Source organism: Leisingera sp. M658, from assembly GCF_025144145.1.
Classification (GTDB): domain Bacteria; phylum Pseudomonadota; class Alphaproteobacteria; order Rhodobacterales; family Rhodobacteraceae; genus Leisingera.
On sequence record NZ_CP083546.1, the window covers coordinates 1235194 to 1253115 of the forward strand.

At 64.5% G+C, this 17922-nt stretch carries 19 protein-coding genes; 10 read left to right on the plus strand and 9 right to left on the minus strand.

The genetic code is table 11. From position 1 onward, the window contains the following. Position 1 precedes the first annotated feature (1 nt). Both K3724_RS06185 and K3724_RS06190 read right to left on the minus strand, forming a co-directional pair. On the minus strand, positions 2–1240 hold the full coding sequence (locus tag K3724_RS06185) for an MFS transporter (RefSeq protein WP_259991020.1): 1239 nt from the start codon (positions 1238–1240) through the stop codon (positions 2–4). 124 nt (positions 1241–1364) lie between these two features. Further along, on the minus strand, positions 1365–2282 hold the full coding sequence (locus K3724_RS06190; RefSeq protein ID WP_259991022.1) for a DMT family transporter: 918 nt from the start codon (positions 2280–2282) through the stop codon (positions 1365–1367). A gap of 403 nt (positions 2283–2685) precedes the next feature. Here K3724_RS06190 and K3724_RS06195 point away from each other — a divergent pair, with 403 nt between their 5' ends. The 4 genes from K3724_RS06195 (at position 2686) to K3724_RS06210 (ending at position 6478) form a co-directional block, all read left to right on the plus strand. Beyond that, positions 2686–3861 (plus strand): aspartate aminotransferase family protein, encoded by a 1176-nt coding sequence (locus K3724_RS06195; protein WP_259991024.1) that lies wholly within the window; start codon positions 2686–2688, stop codon positions 3859–3861. Positions 3862–3938: 77 nt separating this feature from the next. Further along, positions 3939–4865, plus strand: coding sequence for an ornithine carbamoyltransferase (gene argF, locus K3724_RS06200; protein ID WP_259991026.1), 927 nt, complete (start codon positions 3939–3941; stop codon positions 4863–4865). A 216-nt stretch (positions 4866–5081) separates the two neighbouring features. Continuing rightward, on the plus strand, positions 5082–5657 hold the full coding sequence (locus K3724_RS06205) for an isochorismatase family protein (protein WP_259991028.1): 576 nt from the start codon (positions 5082–5084) through the stop codon (positions 5655–5657). Between the two features lie 101 nt (positions 5658–5758). Further along, complete coding sequence (locus tag K3724_RS06210) at positions 5759–6478, plus strand: SDR family NAD(P)-dependent oxidoreductase (protein WP_259991030.1); 720 nt, start codon at positions 5759–5761, stop codon at positions 6476–6478. A 66-nt stretch (positions 6479–6544) separates the two neighbouring features. Here the strand turns inward: K3724_RS06210 and K3724_RS06215 are convergent, their stop codons facing one another. The 3 genes from K3724_RS06215 to hrpB all read right to left on the minus strand — a co-directional run bounded on the left by K3724_RS06215 (position 6545) and on the right by hrpB (position 11344). Continuing rightward, positions 6545–8026, minus strand: coding sequence for an inorganic phosphate transporter (locus K3724_RS06215; protein WP_129370266.1), 1482 nt, complete (start codon positions 8024–8026; stop codon positions 6545–6547). A gap of 90 nt (positions 8027–8116) precedes the next feature. Next, positions 8117–8575, minus strand: a complete 459-nt coding sequence (locus K3724_RS06220) for an NUDIX hydrolase (protein ID WP_259991032.1) — start codon at positions 8573–8575, stop codon at positions 8117–8119. 291 nt (positions 8576–8866) lie between these two features. After that, on the minus strand, positions 8867–11344 hold the full coding sequence (hrpB, locus tag K3724_RS06225) for an ATP-dependent helicase HrpB (protein WP_259991034.1): 2478 nt from the start codon (positions 11342–11344) through the stop codon (positions 8867–8869). 199 nt (positions 11345–11543) lie between these two features. On the opposite strand from hrpB, the gene meaB reads away from it, so the two are divergent. The 5 genes from meaB to K3724_RS06250 all read left to right on the plus strand — a co-directional run bounded on the left by meaB (position 11544) and on the right by K3724_RS06250 (position 14804). Continuing rightward, the gene (gene meaB, locus K3724_RS06230) at positions 11544–12521 is read left to right on the plus strand and encodes a methylmalonyl Co-A mutase-associated GTPase MeaB (protein WP_259991036.1); all 978 of its coding nucleotides are present in this window, start codon (positions 11544–11546) and stop codon (positions 12519–12521) included. A gap of 5 nt (positions 12522–12526) precedes the next feature. After that, on the plus strand, positions 12527–13330 hold the full coding sequence (locus K3724_RS06235) for an alpha/beta hydrolase (RefSeq protein ID WP_259991038.1): 804 nt from the start codon (positions 12527–12529) through the stop codon (positions 13328–13330). A 150-nt stretch (positions 13331–13480) separates the two neighbouring features. Beyond that, complete coding sequence (gene rpmB / locus K3724_RS06240; RefSeq protein ID WP_129370271.1) at positions 13481–13771, plus strand: 50S ribosomal protein L28; 291 nt, start codon at positions 13481–13483, stop codon at positions 13769–13771. A 153-nt stretch (positions 13772–13924) separates the two neighbouring features. After that, positions 13925–14272, plus strand: coding sequence for a hypothetical protein (locus tag K3724_RS06245; RefSeq protein ID WP_259991041.1), 348 nt, complete (start codon positions 13925–13927; stop codon positions 14270–14272). Positions 14273–14327: 55 nt separating this feature from the next. After that, positions 14328–14804, plus strand: a complete 477-nt coding sequence (locus tag K3724_RS06250) for a copper chaperone PCu(A)C (RefSeq protein ID WP_259991043.1) — start codon at positions 14328–14330, stop codon at positions 14802–14804. A 101-nt stretch (positions 14805–14905) separates the two neighbouring features. Here the strand turns inward: K3724_RS06250 and K3724_RS06255 are convergent, their stop codons facing one another. Then, positions 14906–15604 carry an NAD-dependent deacylase gene (locus K3724_RS06255; protein WP_259991045.1) on the minus strand — a complete coding sequence of 233 codons (699 nt, stop codon included), beginning with the start codon at positions 15602–15604 and terminating at the stop codon, positions 14906–14908. A 49-nt stretch (positions 15605–15653) separates the two neighbouring features. Between K3724_RS06255 and K3724_RS06260 the strand changes: the two genes are divergently transcribed. Beyond that, positions 15654–16091, plus strand: a complete 438-nt coding sequence (locus K3724_RS06260; RefSeq protein ID WP_259991047.1) for a low molecular weight protein-tyrosine-phosphatase — start codon at positions 15654–15656, stop codon at positions 16089–16091. On the opposite strand, the gene K3724_RS06265 is transcribed toward K3724_RS06260, so the two are convergent. From K3724_RS06265 to K3724_RS06275, 3 genes are all read right to left on the minus strand, one after another. After that, positions 16092–17057 (minus strand): LysR family transcriptional regulator, encoded by a 966-nt coding sequence (locus K3724_RS06265; RefSeq protein WP_259991049.1) that lies wholly within the window; start codon positions 17055–17057, stop codon positions 16092–16094. A 175-nt stretch (positions 17058–17232) separates the two neighbouring features. Further along, positions 17233–17544 carry a hypothetical protein gene (locus K3724_RS06270; RefSeq protein WP_259991051.1) on the minus strand — a complete coding sequence of 104 codons (312 nt, stop codon included), beginning with the start codon at positions 17542–17544 and terminating at the stop codon, positions 17233–17235. Positions 17545–17710: 166 nt separating this feature from the next. After that, a complete protein-coding gene (locus K3724_RS06275; RefSeq protein ID WP_259991053.1) occupies positions 17711–17893 on the minus strand; it encodes a hypothetical protein in 183 nt (60 codons plus the stop codon). Positions 17894–17922: the final 29 nt, after the last annotated feature.

The following is a 17922-nucleotide window of genomic DNA, read 5'->3' on the forward strand; positions in this document are numbered from 1 at the left end:
GCTATTCTGCCGGAACCGGATCTTCGCCTGACGGCTGAACTTGTTTCCTGCGTCCAAGCCGCGGGTGCAGGTTTCCGGCCAGCAGTACCGCCCCCGCGGTGGCTGCCGCACCTGCCGCAAAAATCCCCGCAACCGGCGCAGCCAGCAGAACCAGCCAGGCAACGCCAGGGGTCAGAATGCCGGAAATGTCGCGGTAGCTGGAGTAAACCGCCGACATCTCAGTGCGCTCGGATGGTTTCACCGCCATCAGAAACGGCAGACCCGCACAGATATCCAACAGGATCAGTGCGGCCGAACCAGCCACCAGCAAGGTGATCGACACAGCAGGCCAGCCCTGGGCAACACATGCGGCGCCAAAACAGGCGGTTACCCCCAAAAAGCCGGCCTGCACCGCAAGCCGGATCGAATGCTGTTGCACCCAGCGCTGCAGCAGCGGTGCGCCGAACAGGGCGGCATTGGTAACGGACAGCAAGATACCGCCCAGCTCCTCGCCCAGGCCCTTTTCGATGGCAAAGATCGGCAGGTAGACCACATAGATCCACCACCCGGCCGAGCGGATCACCGCAAACAGCCAGCCAGCGACCAAACGCGGCTGTGCCAGAAAACGCGGCACGTAGGTCAAGGGATTAGAGGCCGGGCCGCGGGCGCGGGCGATCTGCTTGCCGTTGCCCATGCGCATCCACCAGAAGGCCGCCAGCATCACCAGTGCCGCAGCGCCAGAGATCAGAAACGGGGCGGGCGCCCAGACCTCCAGCAGCAGCACGCCCGCCACTGGCCCGGCGGTCCAGCCAAGGGCCGAATAGAACATCCGCGAGGTTTCGCATTGCCCGAGTTCCATCCGGGAGATGTAGTCCAGCACATAAGCGTTGAAGCAGATGAAAGTGGTCACCGCCGCCACTGTGTTCAGTGCAAGGGCAGCAAGCACCGAAACCGGGCTGCCCTCGATGGCAAAGCCGGCAGAGGCAACAAACATCAGCGCCCCAAGCGAATAGGCCCAGCGGCGCGGCACCGCCTGGATCAGGGCAGGGACCATCAGCCCGGCCAGCAGCGATAGGATGCCGACCGCGAAATAGGAGGCGGAAACCATCCCGGCATCACCCAATGCCCGGTACATGATCAGCGGAAAGACAGAGATCAAAGTGCCGCGCACCACGGCCTCCAGCCCGGCCAGAACGCCAAAGTCCCGCACCGAAGGCACCGGCGCATGGCGCAGCCATTCGGGAATTCGCCTCTCGTGCATCTGCGTCCTCCTGTTCTGTCAAAGGACAGCGTGGCGCGGAAGATGCAGGGAAAATGCCGTTTTTCGACGCAAGGGTCGCATGCGGGCCTGGCGCCGGAAATAACTTCTCGTGATGGCCGGGCGGCTAAGGCTTGTGCGCCGCTGCAGCCGCGCGGCCCGCCGGGGGACTGGGCCGCCCTTCCCGCCAGGCAAGGATGGCGGCGCCCGCCAGAATGATAAAGGCGCCAAGGAAAGAAATGGCATCCGGCACCACGCCAAAGCCAATAAAGTCATAAAGGGCTGCAAAGACAAGCGTTGCATAGCTGAACGGCGCCACAAAAGAGGCATCAGCACGGGCCATGCCATTGATGAAACAGGCCTGGGCACAGGCCATCAGCAGCCCCAGTGCGGCCAGCGCGCCCCATTGTGCAAGGCTGGGCATTTGCCAGACCGGCAGCACGGCGCAGCTGGCAATCATCACGCCCAGCAGGTTGTTGAACCACAGAACTTGCAAAGGCCCTTCGCGGCCCGCGAGCTTTTTGATGAATATCAGCTCCAGCCCCATGATCGCTGCTGCCCCAAGTGCGAGCAGCGCCGCAGGCTGAAAGCTGGCAGGTGCCGGCCGCAGCAGGATCATCGCGCCGATCATGGCAATCAGCGCCGCGCCCCAACGCCAGGGACCGACCCGCTCGCCCAGCAGCGGGATCGCCAGCAGCATGCCGAAAACCGGGTTCAGGAAGGCTATCGCGGTAGCATCGGCCAGCGGGATATAGGCAACCGAGGCAAACATCAGCGTTACCCCGGCCCAGCCAAAGGAGGTGCGCCCGATGTGATAGCCCCAATGCGGCCGGATGAACCTGGGCCGCAGGATCAGCACGGCGGTTGAAATGCCCATGAAGGCAAACAGGAAGCGCCCATGGCTGATCTGCAACGGGTGCAGCGGCGCCCCCAGGCTCCCGGTCCCCAGTGCCTTGGCCAGCAGAGTGGTGCCAGCGATGAAGGTTGTCGCCGCCAGGATCAGGGCGGCAGCCAGAGCCGGGTTCTGCGGGGTGTAACGGGTCATGGCAAAGCGGTGCGGCAAGCCGCCGCGGGATGCAAGAGAAAACGCTCTGCAATCGGCAGCAGTCTTGCGCAGGAAGGGGCGCTGCCCCTCTTGGCCTGGCGGCCAATTCACCCCGGAGTATTTCGGCAAAGGTGAAGGGACGCGCGGCGCGCTGCGGCGGATTGGCGGGCAGCGTTGTGCAAAAGGGGTTTTCTTTCGCTCAATCCTCCACTATGGAACCCACCCATGATCAAACGTGCAGATATCACCGTTTCGCGACGCCGACGCCGCCTGGCGTGACCGGCCCTTTGATCTGTTGTGTCCTTTCATGGCGCATCCCATTCCAAAATCATTGACCTACCGTTGACCCAAGGCCCCAGCTGTTGCACAGCTTTGGCTTCAACCTTTGAAAAGGATGATCCTGATGATCCCGTCCGTTCTGCCGACCTACAACCGTGCACCGCTTGAGTTCGTCAAAGGCGAAGGCGCCTGGCTGACCGCGGCGGACGGGCGACGCTTTCTGGATCTGGGCTCGGGCATTGCCGTGAATGCGCTGGGCCATGCCCATCCGGCGCTGGTGGAGGCGCTGACGACCCAGGCGCAAGCCTTATGGCATGTCTCCAACCTGTACCACATTCCGCAGCAGCAGGCGCTGGCGGACAAGCTGGTGGAGCATACCTTCGCCGATACCGTGTTCTTCACCAACTCCGGCACCGAGGCCTGCGAGCTGGCAGTGAAAATGGCGCGCAAGTATTTCTATGACAAGGGCCGGCAGGAGCGGGTGGAGATTATCACTTTTGACGGTTCCTTTCATGGCCGGTCCTCGGCCGGCATCGCCGCCGCAGGGTCTGAAAAAATGGTCAAGGGCTTTGGTCCGCTGCTACCCGGATTTGTTCATCTGACCTTCGGCGATCTGGATGGCGTCACCAATGCCATTTCGGACAGCACTGCCGCGATCCTGATCGAGCCGGTGCAGGGCGAGGGCGGCATCCGTCCGGTGCCCGATGCCGAGCTGAAGGCGCTGCGCGCAATCTGTGATGAGCACGGCCTGCTGCTGATCCTGGATGAGGTGCAATGCGGGGTGGGGCGGACCGGCAAGCTGTTTGCCCATGAATGGGCAGGCATCACCCCCGACATCATGATGGTGGCCAAGGGTATTGGCGGCGGCTTCCCGCTGGGGGCGGTGCTCGCCACCGAAGACGCGGCCAGCGGCATGACTGCGGGCACCCATGGCTCCACCTATGGCGGCAACCCGTTGGGCTGCGCGGTGGGCTGCGCGGTGATGGATCATGTGGCTGACCCGGACTTCCTGGCTGAGGTGAACCGCAAGGCGGGCCTCATGCGGCAGAAGCTGGAGGGGCTTGTTGCCGATCATCCTGACGTCTTCGGGGAAGTCCGCGGTTCCGGCCTGATGCTGGGGCTCAAGTGCAAGGCGGTGAACGCGGATGTGGTCCAGGCCGGCTATGATAACGAACTGATCACCGTCCCCGCAGCGGACAACGTGATCCGCCTCCTGCCGCCGCTGACCCTCACTGACGAGGACATCGCCGAGGCCGTCAGCCGCCTGGAGAAAACCGCCGCCCAGGTTGCAGCCGCATAAGCTTCCTCTTGCAGAAAATATCCCGGGGGTCCGGGGGCAGCGCCCCCGGGCCTTCGCCAGAATAAAGCGATACAGTCATGAACCATTTTCTCGACATTCACAAAACCGACCCCTCCGACCTGCGCGCAATCATCGATCAGGCCAAAGCCACCAAGCAAGCGCGCCTTGGCCAGCCCAAGGCCGCCTTGGATGATGAGCTGCCGCTGAAGGACCGGATGGTGGCGCTGATCTTTGAAAAACCCTCGACCCGGACCCGGGTGTCCTTTGACGCCGGCGTGCGCCAGATGGGCGGCCAGACAATGGTGCTGTCGGGCAAGGACATGCAGCTGGGTCACGGCGAAACCATCGCCGACACTGCCCGTGTACTGTCGCGCTACGTCGACATGATCATGATCCGCACCTTTGACGAAACTGTGCTGACCGAGATGGCGGAATACTCCGACGTGCCGGTGATCAACGGCCTGACGGACCGTACCCACCCCTGCCAGATCATGGCGGACGTGCTGACCTATGAGGAGCACCGCGGGTCGATCAAGGGCAAGAAAGTGGTCTGGGCCGGCGATGGCAACAACGTCTGTGCCTCCTTCCTGCATGCCGCTGGGCAGTTCGGGTTCGACCTCACTTTCACCGGCCCGGCGCAACTGGATCCGGAGGAGGAATTCATCGGCCTGGCGCGCAAGGCGGGCTCCAAGGTGACCGTTGAGCGGGACGCGTTCAAAGCCGTTGAAGGGGCCGATCTTATTGTGGCCGATACCTGGGTATCGATGCATGACAGCCAGTCCTCCAAGGAGCGCCGCCACAACATGCTGCGCCCCTATCAGGTGAATGACGATCTGATGGCTGCTGCCAAACCTGACGCGCTGTTCATGCACTGCCTGCCAGCCCACCGCGAGGAAGAGGTGACAAGCGCCGTGATGGATGGGCCGCAATCGGTGATCTTTGACGAGGCGGAAAACCGGCTGCATGCGCAAAAGGCTGTCATGCGCTGGTGTATCGGCGGCTGACGTCTGCTGGTTTCGCGGAGCGCGGGCGCTCCCGCCTGTCGCGGTGCATTCAATAGAATGAACCTTGCCAGTTGGGCGTGGCGCCGGGCCAAAGGCCCGGCGCCACGCGTCTGACAGGACCGTTCGTTTTGACCTAAACGGAACGGGGGATTGCGCTGGCCTATTCCGTTCTGCTCTGCAATCCTCGCGCCTGTATTCAAGCGCGAGGGATTTTTCATGGATCAAAACACCGCTTTGCTGATTGTCGACATGCAGCAAGAGATGGCAAATGTGACCGCCTCCGGCCGCCAGCGGGCTAATCCGAAGGCCGAAGAGAAGATTGCCGGTCTGGCTGCCGCCTTCCGCGCAGCCGGCCGGCCGGTTGTGCATGTGATGCATGACGACCCGCGCCCCGAAAGCGGGTTTCGCCGCGATCTGCCCAGCGGCCAGCCTATGGAATGCGCCATGCCGGCGGACGGCGAGGCGGTGTTCTGGAAAACCGGCTCTTCCGGGTTTGTTGGCACCGGGCTGGAACAGCATCTGCGCGACGGCGGCATCTCCCGGCTGGTGATTGCAGGCGGGGTTGCGGCCTTCTGCGTCAACTCGACCGCCCGTTCCGCAGCCAACCTGGGGTTTGAAATCCAGGTTGTTGAGGATGCGCTGATCGCTTTCTCGCTGCCGGCACGCAAGGGCGGCGAGCTAGACGCCGGGCAGGTGCTGGAGGTGACGCTGTCGGCGCTGCATGCCGGCTTTGGCACGGTGCTGCCCGCTTCGGAGATCCTTGCGCAATTGCCGGCAGCCGCGCCCGCCTGACACATGTCCGTGAAGTGACGCGGTGATCCGCAGCTGCGGCCTCTTGCGCGCAGTCCGTGTTGACGCCAGCATCCTCCCGGACATGAACGGGAGGTCCAGCGATGGCAAACAAATTACCGAAACCGGCTGCATTGATTATCGGCGCAGGGACGGGACTGTCGGAGTCCTTTGCCCGGGCGATGTCCCGCGACGGCTACGAGCTGCATCTTGCAGCGCGCAACATAGCCAAGCTGGAGGCGCTCGCGTCGGAGACCGGCGCCGAGCTGCATCAGCTGGACGGCACGGACGCATTGGGTGTGGCTGCGCTGGTGGACGGCTTGCAGGGCGATCTGCGGGTCGCCTGCTACAATCCTTCCGCGCTGCAAAGGGGGAGCATTGCGGACCTTGATCCGGAAACTGTGCGGAAATCCGTGGAGATAACCGCTTTCGGCTCATTTCTGCTGGGGCAAGCCGCCGCCCGGCGGATGCTGGCCCAGCAGATGAGAAAGGGTTGCCGCGGCACCATTTTGTTCACCGGGGCTTCCGCCGGGGTAAAGGGATTTGCAAACTCGGCTGCATTTGCGATGGGGAAGTTCGCGCAGAGAGGGCTTGCACAGTCCATGGCGCGGGAATTGCATCCTAAAGGTATTCATGTGGCCTGGATCAATGTCGATGGCGCGATCCGTACCGCAGAACGGGAAGAAAAGGCTGCTGCGGAGGGGAAGACCGGCAGCATGCTTGATCCGGACGCGATTGCCCGGGAATACATGCATCTGATCAATCAGGACCGTACAGCCTGGAGCGACGAGCTGGTGCTGCGGCCCTGGGTCGAGACGTTCTGAACCGCGAAAGGAAAAGCCCCCGCAGCCGGCTGGCGCGGGGGCTTTTAAATGCCGCGGCAGTGCGGATCAGCCGACGATGGCGTTCAGCAGCAGGAAGATCACCGCTGACAGCAGTGCGGCAGCTGGCACGGTAATCACCCAGGCGGCCACGATGGTCATAAAGTGGCTGCGGCGCACCAGCTTGCGGCGGCGGCGTTCTTCGGGGGCGATACGCTTTGCTGCCGGGCGCCCTTCGACGGTTTTCTTCAGGCGGCGCTCCATGTGCCATTCGCGGAAAAACCCGACGCCGAACACCGCCCCCACCGCGATATGGGTGGAGGATACCGGCAGGCCCAGCCAGCTGGCCACAATCACGGTGATGGCGGCGGACAGGGACACGCAGAATGCGCGCATCGGGTTCAGCTTGGTGATCTGGCTGCCGACCATGCGGATTAGCTTGGGGCCGAACAGGAACAGGCCGAACGAGATGCCGAAGGCGCCGATCACCATTACCCATGTGGGAATAGTGACCTTGGAGGCGAAGTCGCCGAACTCGGTTGCATGCACGATGGCCGCCAGCGGACCGACCGCATTGGCGACATCATTGGCGCCATGGGCAAAGGACAGAAGCGCGGCGGAAATCACCAGCGGCAGGCCGAACAGCGCCTTCAGCGATTTGTTGCGGTTTTCCATGCCCTCGGACTGGCGTTTGATCAGCGGCGCGGTGATGACATAAGACAGCGCCCCGGCGCCTGCACCGATCAGCAGTGCGGTCTGCAGGTCGATCTTGACGATCCGCTTCAGGCCCTTCAGCGCCAGATAGGCGGCAAAGGCGCCTGCCATGATGCCCACCAGTACCGGCACCCAGCGCCGGGCGGCGGCGATCTTGTCGTCCTGGTAGATGATCTTGGCCTTGATGAAGGCCAGAAACAGCGCGGCAACCACCCCGCCCAAAACGGGCGAAATCACCCAGCTGGCGGCGATCTTGCCCATGGTGGGCCAGTTCACCGCGGCAATGCCTGCGGCAGCCACACCGGCGCCCAGCACGCCGCCCACCACCGAATGGGTGGTGGAGACCGGCGCGCCGACCCAGGTGGCCAGGTTCACCCACAGCGCCGAGGAAATGAGGGCTGCCATCATCGCCCAGATGAACACGCTGCTGCTGGAAACCGCAGCGGGGTCGATGATGCCCTTGGAGATGGTTGAAACCACGTCGCCGCCCGCCAGCAGCGCACCGGCGCTTTCGGCAATGGCGGCAATCACAATGGCGCCGCCCATGGTCAGCGCATTGGCGCCGACCGCCGGCCCCATGTTGTTGGCAACGTCATTGGCGCCGATATTGATCGCCATATAGGCGCCGAATGCGGCGGCGGCGATCACCACCATATTCATCGCCGAGCCGCCGAAGAACACGCCGGCCGCCAGGCCGGCCACTACGATAAAGGCCAGTGCGATGCCGGGCCCTACCAGAGGCCGGGAGGCATAGGCTGTCGCCAGTTCGAGCTGGGAGATCCTGTTCAGATCCTTGTCCAGCGTGTTCCATTGCGTGCGCTGATCTTGATCGCTCATCGTCGCATTCCTGATTCCGGGGTCTGCGCACGCGCCTAACGCTGCTCCGGTCACGGATCAAGCGTTAGGCATGAAAATGTCACATAACTTTTACAATTGACGCAAAAGCTCCTGCAGTTGCGGCTCCTGCACCAGCGTTGCGGCCTGTTCCGGGCGCATCCATTGGCGGTTGCGCTCAGCGGATTCAGGATAGTCGTCGGTCAGCTGTTCTACCTCGGCGGAGAAAATCAGCGTCGTCACCGGTTCCTCGGTGCCGTTGTCGTGGTATTTGGTGTAGTTGTACTCACCGATCGGCTTTGGCGAGATGCGGGCCTCGCGGACGCCAGCTTCTTCCCAGGCTTCCTGCAGGGCGGAATCCGGTCCGTCCTTGCCCTCGACCGGCCAGCCTTTGGGCAGGATCCAGCGGCCGGTGCCACGGCTGGTGATCATCAGCACTTCTTTGCCGTCCTCGCCGGTGCGGCAGCACAGCGCGGCGACTTGCAGGCGGTTTGGTCGTTTCAGCATCGGCTTGAGAATTTCTTCCCAGGCGCGGATCAGAGTGCTTGTCATATCTGCTAAGCCTTTGTGGTTGGGTTGGTCCCGTGTTTTGTGTGGAATTGTGGGAAAGTAAGCCTGAATGCCCGGAGTTTCAAGGCCGCGGCCTGAGATATGCCGCCGGGGGCGGCGCGCAGGCTGCCGCATTTATGCACCGTTTGCGTTTGCCGCGAAGCGTCGCAGTGCCGCCGCTTCGGGTGCCGGGCAGCACCGGAGGGGCAGGGCTCCCGCCGCCAGGACAGCGCATCACAGATGCGCCGCCAGCCGTTGGGCCGCGCAGCGCGCCTTGCGGCGCGCTGCGGGTGGCTATTTGCGCCGTTTTGCCCGCAATGTCGGGTCTTCCTGTGTGGGATCCTCGGGCCAGGGATGCCTGGGGTATTGCGCGCGCATGTCCTTGCGGACGTCCGCGTATGACCCCGCCCAAAAACCTGGCAGGTCGCGGGTGATTTGAATCGGGCGCTGTGCCGGCGACAAAAGGGCTATCTTCAGCGGCACGCCGCCCACGCATGGGTGGCGGCTGACGCCGAACAGCTCCTGCAGACGGACCGAGATTTCCGGCACCTCACCGTCATAGCTGATCGGGATCTTGCGCCCCAGCGGCGTGATGAAACTACCCGGCGCCTCGCGGTCCAGAAGCTGCGTCTGCTCCCAGTTGAGGGCGGCGCGCAGCGCGGGCAGCAGGTCGAAACGTTTCCAGTCCCCGGCAGATTTCACCCCGTCCAGCATCGGCAGCAGCCAGTCTTCCAGCGTATCCGTCAGGCCGGGGAGGGAGAAATCCGGCAAATCATGTCCTTCGCCGCGCACCAGCTCCACCCGTGCCGCCAGCCGTGCTCCAGCCCCTGACAGCCGCAGGCCGAGGTCGCGCACGCCGTCCAGCATCGCCCGCGCCACCGCGTCCGGCGGCACGTCCTTCCAGATCCGGTCATCCAGCACGACGGCACCCAGCCGCTCCTGCTGGCGGGCCGCCACCCGGCGGTCACGCTTGGACCACTCGCACATTTCATCCCAAGCGATCTGATCCGCAAACAGCTCGCGGATTTCGCTTTGGGAGATCTGCGCCGCCATCCGGATCCTCGCCTCACGCGGGTTGCCGTCGGTGTCCAGCGCCACGATGAAAGGCGCCCCCGCCAGCGTGTCGCTGCTTTCCAGCACCGCGCCCTTGCCGCCGGACAGCACAAAACGCGGCGCGTCGCCCTTGCGCCGCTGTCCGATGCGGTCGGGATAGGCCAGCGCGGCCATTGCTGCCGGGGACAGCGTGCCAGTACCTGTAACAGTAGCGGTGCCGCGCCCGGCCTGCCGTTCCAGCCGCCTAGCCTCGCTTTTGATCCGCTCCACCACCGGGCGGTTCAGCTGATAGGGGCGGGCGCGTTCAAACCCCTTGGGGTCCTTTAGCGCCTTCAGCCGCAATAGCAGATCGGCAGGGGCGCCGCGCAGCGGGTCGCGCTCGCCCAAGAGGGCTGCCAGCGGCGCCGCAGCCGGGCCGGCGGTCAGCAGCATATGGCCAAGGCGGGGATGCAGCGGCAGGGATGAGAGCGCCTTGCCGTGTTTGGTGATCCGCCCCTGCGCAGTCAACGCGCCCAGCATCTGCAGCAGCGCTTGCGCTTCGCTCAGCGCGCCGGCAGGCGGCGGGCTGAGGAATGACAGATCCTCCGGTGCTGCGCCCCACAATGCCAGTTCCAGCGCCAGATCCGTAAGGTCGGCGCTTTCAATCTCGGCCGGGGCGAAACCCATCAGCGCGCCTTCCTCGCCCCTGGTCCACAGCCGGTAGCAGACGCCCTTGGCCACCCGGCCTGCACGGCCCTGGCGCTGGGTGGCCTCGGCGCGGGTGGCCTTTTCGGTGACCAGCCGCGACATGCCGGAGCCGGGATCAAACCGCGCCCGCCTGGACTGCCCCATATCCACCACCACCCGGATGTCCTGAATGGTCAGCGAGGTTTCGGCAATCGAGGTTGCCAGAACCACCTTGCGCCCGCCCTTTTCGGGCTGAATGGCGGCGCGCTGCTCGGCAAAGGGCAGGGCGCCGAACAGCGGGCGGATATGGCAATGGCCGGGCAGGCGTTTGGCCAAGGCACCGGCAGCGCGGCGGATTTCGCCCTCACCCGGCAGAAACACCAGAATGCCGCCGCCCTGATCCCTGTCTGCGCTGCGGGTGTCCCTTTCCGCCTGCACCACCAGATCCGCCAATGCATCGCCGCGCCGGGCCTGGGCAGGCAGGGGGCGTTCCAGCCAGCGCGTCTCCACCGGATAGCTACGCCCCTCGGAGGTGACCATCGGCGCCTCCATCAGCGCCGCCACCGGTTCCGCGTCCAGCGTTGCCGACATCGCCATCAGGATCAGGTCATCGCGCAGCGCCCCGGCCACTTCGAGACACAGGGCAAGCCCCAGGTCGGCGTTCAGGGAGCGTTCGTGGAATTCATCAAAGATCACAGCGCCGACGCCGGGCAGGTCCGGGTCCGACTGCAGCATCCGGGTCAGGATGCCCTCGGTCACCACCTCGATCCGGGTGGACTTCGAGACCTTGGCATCGCCGCGCACCCTATAGCCGACGGTCTGGCCGGGTTTCTCGCCCAGCGTTTCCGCCATCCGCTCGGCGGCGGCGCGGGCGGCCAGGCGGCGGGGTTCCAGCATCACAATGCGGCCCTGGGTCAGGCCCGCCTCCAGCATCGCCAGCGGCACCCGGGTGGTCTTGCCCGCGCCGGGCGGCGCCTGCAGCACAGCACGGCGATGGCCGCGCAGGGCGTCCAGCAGTTCGGGGAGGGCGTCTTCGATCGGCAATCTGGTCATGCCGCCTTATCGCCAAAGCCGGCGGTCAGGTCCAGCGGCCAGTCTGCCGGGGTAGAGCTTGCGCAAACCGGATCAAGCGCGGCGGATTTGCCGCCTTTTCTGCGGCATCGGCTGATGTAGGTTGCGCGGCAAACGGCAGGGACTGGACTTTGCAGCCACGCTTGCGCCAAGGTCCGCCCATCACGACAGGAAGACACGCATGGATACCGAACAGCTGAAGCAGAAGATCCTGGCCGGCGACCGCCGGGCCTTGGCGCGCGCCATCACCCTGGTGGAAAGCGGCCGCGACGATCACCGAACCAAGGCGCAGGAACTGCTGTCGGAGCTGGCAAAACACAAACGCCAGTCGCTGCGCATCGGCCTGTCGGGCACACCGGGGGTGGGTAAGTCCACCTTCATCGAAAGCTTCGGCATGATGCTGACAGCGCTGGGTCTGCGCGTCGCGGTGCTGGCGGTGGACCCCAGCTCGGCACGCTCCGGCGGTTCAATCCTGGGCGACAAGACCCGGATGGAGCGCCTCAGCCGCGACAAGAACGCTTTTATCCGCCCGTCCCCCAGCCAGACCCACCTGGGCGGCGTCGCCCGCCGCTCGCGTGAGGCGGTGGCCCTGTGCGAGGCGGCAGGGTTTGACGTGGTGCTGGTTGAAACCGTCGGCGTCGGCCAGTCGGAAACCGTGGTGGCCGAGATGTCGGACCTGTTCCTGCTGCTGCTGGCACCCGCCGGCGGCGATGAACTGCAGGGCGTGAAGCGCGGTATCATGGAAATGGCCGACCTCATCCTGGTCAACAAGGCAGACGGCCCTCTGAAACCCGTCGCCACCCGCACCTGCGCTGACTACGCGGGTGCCCTGCGCCTGTTGCGCAAGCGCCCGCAGGACCCCGAGGGCTTCCCCAAGGCGCTGATGGTCTCGGCAGTCGAGGAACACGGGCTGGAACAAGCCTGGGAAGAGATGCAGGCGCTGACCGTCTGGCGCCGCGACAACGGCCATTGGGAGCGGCGGCGCGCGGATCAATCCTGCTACTGGTTCGATCAGGAAGTGCGCCAGGCATTGCTGGCGCGGCTGCATACCGCCAGTGCCCAATCCGCCATGGCAGAGCTGTCCGGCCAGGTGGCCAAGGGTGCGCTGACCCCGGCGGCGGCGGCGCAGCAGATGCTGCAGGACCATCTGAAGGGCTGACCGCCATGCAGGAGATCCGGGTCTTTGACGGCGAAAAGCTGCGCGCCTCGCTGTTCAACGCGGGGGCAAAGCGCCTGTTTGCGACCTTTCGCCAGCGGGTCGCTGTGGCGGGCGAATTCGAAGACCGCGGCCCGGTGAAAAACATGACCCGGCACGGCTATGCGCATCTGCATATCCAGTGCCGCAACAATGATTGGTATGTGAACAGCGAAACCCAGGCGCTGTCGCGCAGCCTGAAAAACCTGACCAAAGGCTATAGGGACGCGGCGGCCATGGGGTTTTCCATGGGCGGCTACGGGGCGTTGCGGTTTTCTTCGGCGCTGAACCTGAAGCGGCTGATCGCCGTCTCGCCGCAATACACCATTGCGCAAGGTGCGGTGCCGCATGACCGCCGCCGCAAGGAAGCGGCCGCTTTCGATGAGGCGCTGGGCGACCTGATCTGTTATGGCCGCCACGGCGTTCAGGGGGTGGTACTGTTCGATCCGTTCCGCAAGATGGACCTGAACCACGCGCTGTACATACAGGCGGTGTTTCCCGACCTGCAGCTGTGCCGGCTGTCCTGCGGCGGCCACCCGGCCAGCCAGGTGATCCGCGAGGGCGGCAGTTTCTGGGATCTGCAGTCCATGCTGCACACGGGGCCGCTGACTGCGGCGCGGGTTCTGGGTCTGCACAGAGAGCGGCGCAGGCGCTCGCAGACCTATTGGCAGCGCCTGGCGCGGGTCGCGCGCCAGCGCGGCAGGCCGCAGCTTGGCGCCGCTGCGGACGCCCGGCTTGAAAGGCTTGCAGCCGAACAGGAAAACGGGCAGTAAGCGCCTCAAGAAAGCTGAGTTGAATCACTTGACGCTGTTGCTGGTTGATCGTATGAGCAGCGGACCAGTTTTCGGGCGCAGCCAATGGCAGCGCCCCTTGTGATTTGGTCCGGATCTGCTCCGGACCTCCGAAAAACGAAGGATGATGATATGTCGCGCCGTTGCGAACTGACCGGAAAAGGCCCGATGACTGGCAACAATGTCAGCCACGCGAAAAACAGAACCCGCCGCCGGTTTCTGCCGAACCTGAATGATGTGACCCTGCAGTCCGAGACCCTGGGCCGCGGTGTCAAGCTGAAGATCTCCGCAGCAGCCCTGCGCTCGGTTGATCACCGTGGCGGTCTGGACGCCTTCCTGGCAAAAGCCAAGAACGAAGAGCTGTCCGACACCGCCCTGAAAGTGAAAAAAGAGATCGCCAAGGCACAAGCCGCCGAAGCCTGATAGGCTTGGCTTGGCCGAACTGGCCTGATCCTTTCACCGGATTACAGTTACAGGCACCGCGCCGGGGAAACCCGGCGCGGTGTTTGCGTTTGCGCAATCTGCCGCGGTGATGGCTCTTGCGGCGGCGGCACAGGGCGGGCATATCAGCCTGTGATGAAACACATTCTGCGCCTTAACCTTGGCCTGTTCCTGGCCCTTGCGGTTGCCCTGACAGGCCATAGCGCTGCTGCACGGCAGGGTGCGCGCGATGCGGCCGGGCAGATGGTGATCTGCACAGGTCTGGGGCCGGAAGTTATCTATGTGGACAGCGAAGGCCAGCCGGTCCAGCCGCCGCACAGCTGCCCCGATTGCGTGATGCATCTGCTGGACGCCGTGGCGCCGCCTGCCACGCTGCCGGTTCCCGGGCAGCCAGCGGGCCGTGTGCACGCGGTTTCGCATAAGGCCGCCATTGGCAGCTATTTCAAACCAAGGGCCACCGCGCGTTCGCCGCCTGCGGCCTGATTGCAGACAAGCCCATTACCCCAAAATTCAATCGTTTCTTATGAGGAGGCATAAAATGTCCCTGAAATCTGTATTCCTTGCCGCCGCTGCAGCAGCCGCTTTGGCCGGATCCGCTTATGCAGACGGTGCCCACAAGATCATGGTCCATGACCAATACGCGCGGGTGTCCTCGCCCACCGCCAAGGCCGGTGCTGCTTTCATGGCGATCATGAACCAGACCCATGCCGATGACCGGCTGATCGATGTCCGCTCGGATGTGGCCGCCAGGGTGCAGCTGCACACCCACAAGGAAGGTGATGACGGCGTCATGAAGATGATGCATGTCGAAGAAGGCTTTGCCATTGCCGAGGGCGATACCCATATGCTGAAGCGCGGCGGCGATCACATCATGTTCATGGGGCTGAACCAGGCGCTGAACCACGGCGATGTGGTGAAAGTCACGCTGGTGTTCGAAAACGCCGGCGAGGTCGAAATCGAAGTGCCTGTGGATTTGGAGCGCAAGGCAGAAGGCCACGGCGGCCACTCCAACTGAACCCGGGCAGGATAAGGCAGGGCGGGCGCGGCGTCAGGCTGCGCTGCAGCCCTCCTTCGCGCCCAAAGCCCGCCGGATGGCGGGCTTTTTGCCGTTTGGGGCTAGCCCAGCTGCTCAGCGACCCAGACTGGAGCGGTTTCGCTGGCCGGACCAAAGCGACGCTCGGCAAAGCGGGAGGCTGCGGAGGACGGCTCCAGATTCAGCTCAACCGTATGGGCACCCGCCAGATGCGCCTCATCGACAAAGGCCGCCGCCGGGTAGACTTCGCCCGAGGTGCCGATGGCGGCAAAGACATCTGCCTGCGCCAGATGGGCATAGATCTCCTCCATGAAATGGGGGATCTCGCCGAACCAGACCACGTCGGGCCGGCCCGCAGGCGCCGTGCAGGCGGGGCAGGGCGTGCCTGTGTGCATCTGCAGCGGCGCGGGCCAGCGGTGGCCGCAATCAGCGCAAAGCGCGCCCGCCAGCGTGCCGTGCATATGCAGCACCTCCGCCGCACCGCCGGCCTCGTGCAGCCCGTCCACGTTCTGGGTGATAATGACCACCTCGCCCGGGTGGTCCCTTTGCAGCCCTGCAAGCGCCCGATGCGCCGCATTGGGCCGGGCTTTAGCCGCCTGGGCGCGGCGGGCGTTGTAAAAGCGATGCACCAGATCCGGGTTGCGGGCAAAACCTTCCGGGGTTGCCACATCCTCGATCCGGTGCTGCGCCCACAGGCCCCCTTCGTCGCGGAATGTACCCAGCCCGCTTTCGGCGGAAATCCCGGCGCCGGTCAGAATGACAATCTTCGCGCTCTTTCTCATCGCCGCGGAACCTCCTATCACTGACCCTATTCACAGGAGCCTTAGACGCATGCCTACCCGTATTCTGTTTGTCTGCCTAGGAAACATCTGCCGCTCTCCGGCCGCCGAGGGCGTGTTCCGCGCGCTCAGCCCCGGAGCTGAGACCGACAGCGCCGGCACCGCGTCCTATCACGCAGGCGAGCCGCCTTACGGCCCGATGCAGGCAGCAGCGCGGGCACGGGGGCTGGATATCTCGGACTTGCGGGCGCGGCAGTTCCACCGCGATGATTTTGCAGACTTCGATCTGATTATCGCAATGGATGCCAGAAATCTGGACAACATCGAGGCGTTGCGCCCAGCAGGCAATGGTACCCCCGTGCGCCTGTTCACAGCTTACGCACCCGAAACCGGCGCGGACCATGTGCCCGATCCCTATTACACCCGCGACTTCGATGGTTGCCTGGATCTGATCGAGGCCGCCGCCAAAGGGCTGAAAGCGGCCCTGTAGTTATGCACCGATCACCCGGAACCCGCCCGCCAGAAACGGCAGCTGCTGCACCGCCGGGTCGATCATCTGGGTCTGCACCAGGCGGCGCAGGGTCTCTGCCACGTCGCGCGGCACCCGGTCGGCCCAATCGGCGGCCGTGAACAGCGAGATTGTCCGCGACATCTCGCCAAAGGGCAGCGGGAACGCATCAATCTGATCGTGGAACCGTGCTGCCCGCATATATCCCAGCGGCGTGGTCACCGCCCAGCCGATCCGCCGCGCCACCATCGCCATCAGCGCCAGATGCGAGCCGACCTCGAACCGGTCCTCAAACTCCAGCTTCTGGCGCACCAGCAGCCCCTCGATCTGCTGCGAGATCAGCTGCTCGCGCGCATAGCGCAGGAACGGCAAATCCTGCAGCTGCTCCGCCGCCTGTGCCGCATCGGACAATGCGCCGCGCGGCGCCACCAGAATGAAGGGATCGCGCACCAGCGGGTATTCCACCAGCCCCTCATGCAGCCCGCCGGCGGTGGCGGCAACGGCGATATGCAGCTCGCGGGCCTCAATTGCCTGCACAATGTCATGGCTGGAGGCGGTGATCATCTTGAACCGGCACTGGGTCAGGCTGTCCGCTAGAATAGTAGCCAGCCGCGGGGTCAGGTCATTGTCGAAATCATCGATCAGACCGATCGACAGCGCTTGCAAGTGGCTGAGATCCATCACCGTCAGCTCGCTTTGCGCCAGCCGCAGCTCCGACAAGACCGCCTCGGTCCGGGCCAGGAAACTGCGCCCGGCGGCGGTCAGCACCATCGGGCGGCGGCCATGGTCGATCAGCTCGCTGTCCAGTGCCTTTTCCAAGTTGCGCATCTGCTGGCTGACGGCGGGCTGGCTGAGGCCGGTCATCTCTGCCGCCTGCGCCACCGATCCGGTCTTGGCCAGCGCCTCGAACACTTCCAGCCCGCGCAGGGTAACACCTTTGATCAACATGCAATCGCTCCAATACCTTACGCCGTTTGTTCCGCGTTGCAGCAGCCCGGTCAAGGGGGGCAAAGGCGCAGCCTTTCCCCCTTGCGAAAATGCCGCAGCACAGATGTATCAAAACGGGCAAAGGCATTCGTTGGGACGCCTTTACTGTGCAGGTCAGGGAGTGGAGACGGCAGGCTCAGCCGCAGTTGCGCGCCGCATGATCGCCAAAGGCCTTGTAGCGCAGCCACAGCCGTTCGTCCGTGCGGTTGGAGGACTGGCGCACCACCTGGGCCTGGTGCGGGTCGGAAAACCATTTCGAGACGGTCTTGCGCTCGGATCGTGTCAGGCTGCGGTTGGCCACCTTCTGAATGCAGTTGCACAGGCCGGGCGAGGCGGCGGTGCGGTCCGACTGGCGGCAGGCGCGTTCAATCGCGCCAGCCTCGGCCTCTGAAGGGGTAAATGCTGCAAGAAACCCGGCGCAAAGCGCGGCGGTCAGGAAAAATTTCATCTGGCTCGTGCCCCGTTTTTTGGCAAGCGGATCTGATGCCCGCGGAATTGCCCGCAGTATGCCAAAAGCCAAGGCGCGTTTCAATCATGGTAAACGGGGTGTTGAGAAGGCCAGTGTTCAGCAGGGCTGGAGCGCCGGCTGCCCGGCACTCCAGCGGCTGCCGGTCTCAGGTCTGGTTTGGTCCGCGCATTGCGCGGATCGCCTGGCGCACGGCTTTCCAGTCCGCCGCCTCATCGTCTTTGCCGGCTGCTTCGCAGCGGCGCATCTTCTGCGCGGCTTCCAGCTCGGCCTTGTCGCCATGCGCGCTATAGAGCGCGCGGGCATATTCGGTCGCTTTGATTGCATCCATACGGGTCGTCCTCCTTGCTGCGGCTCCCA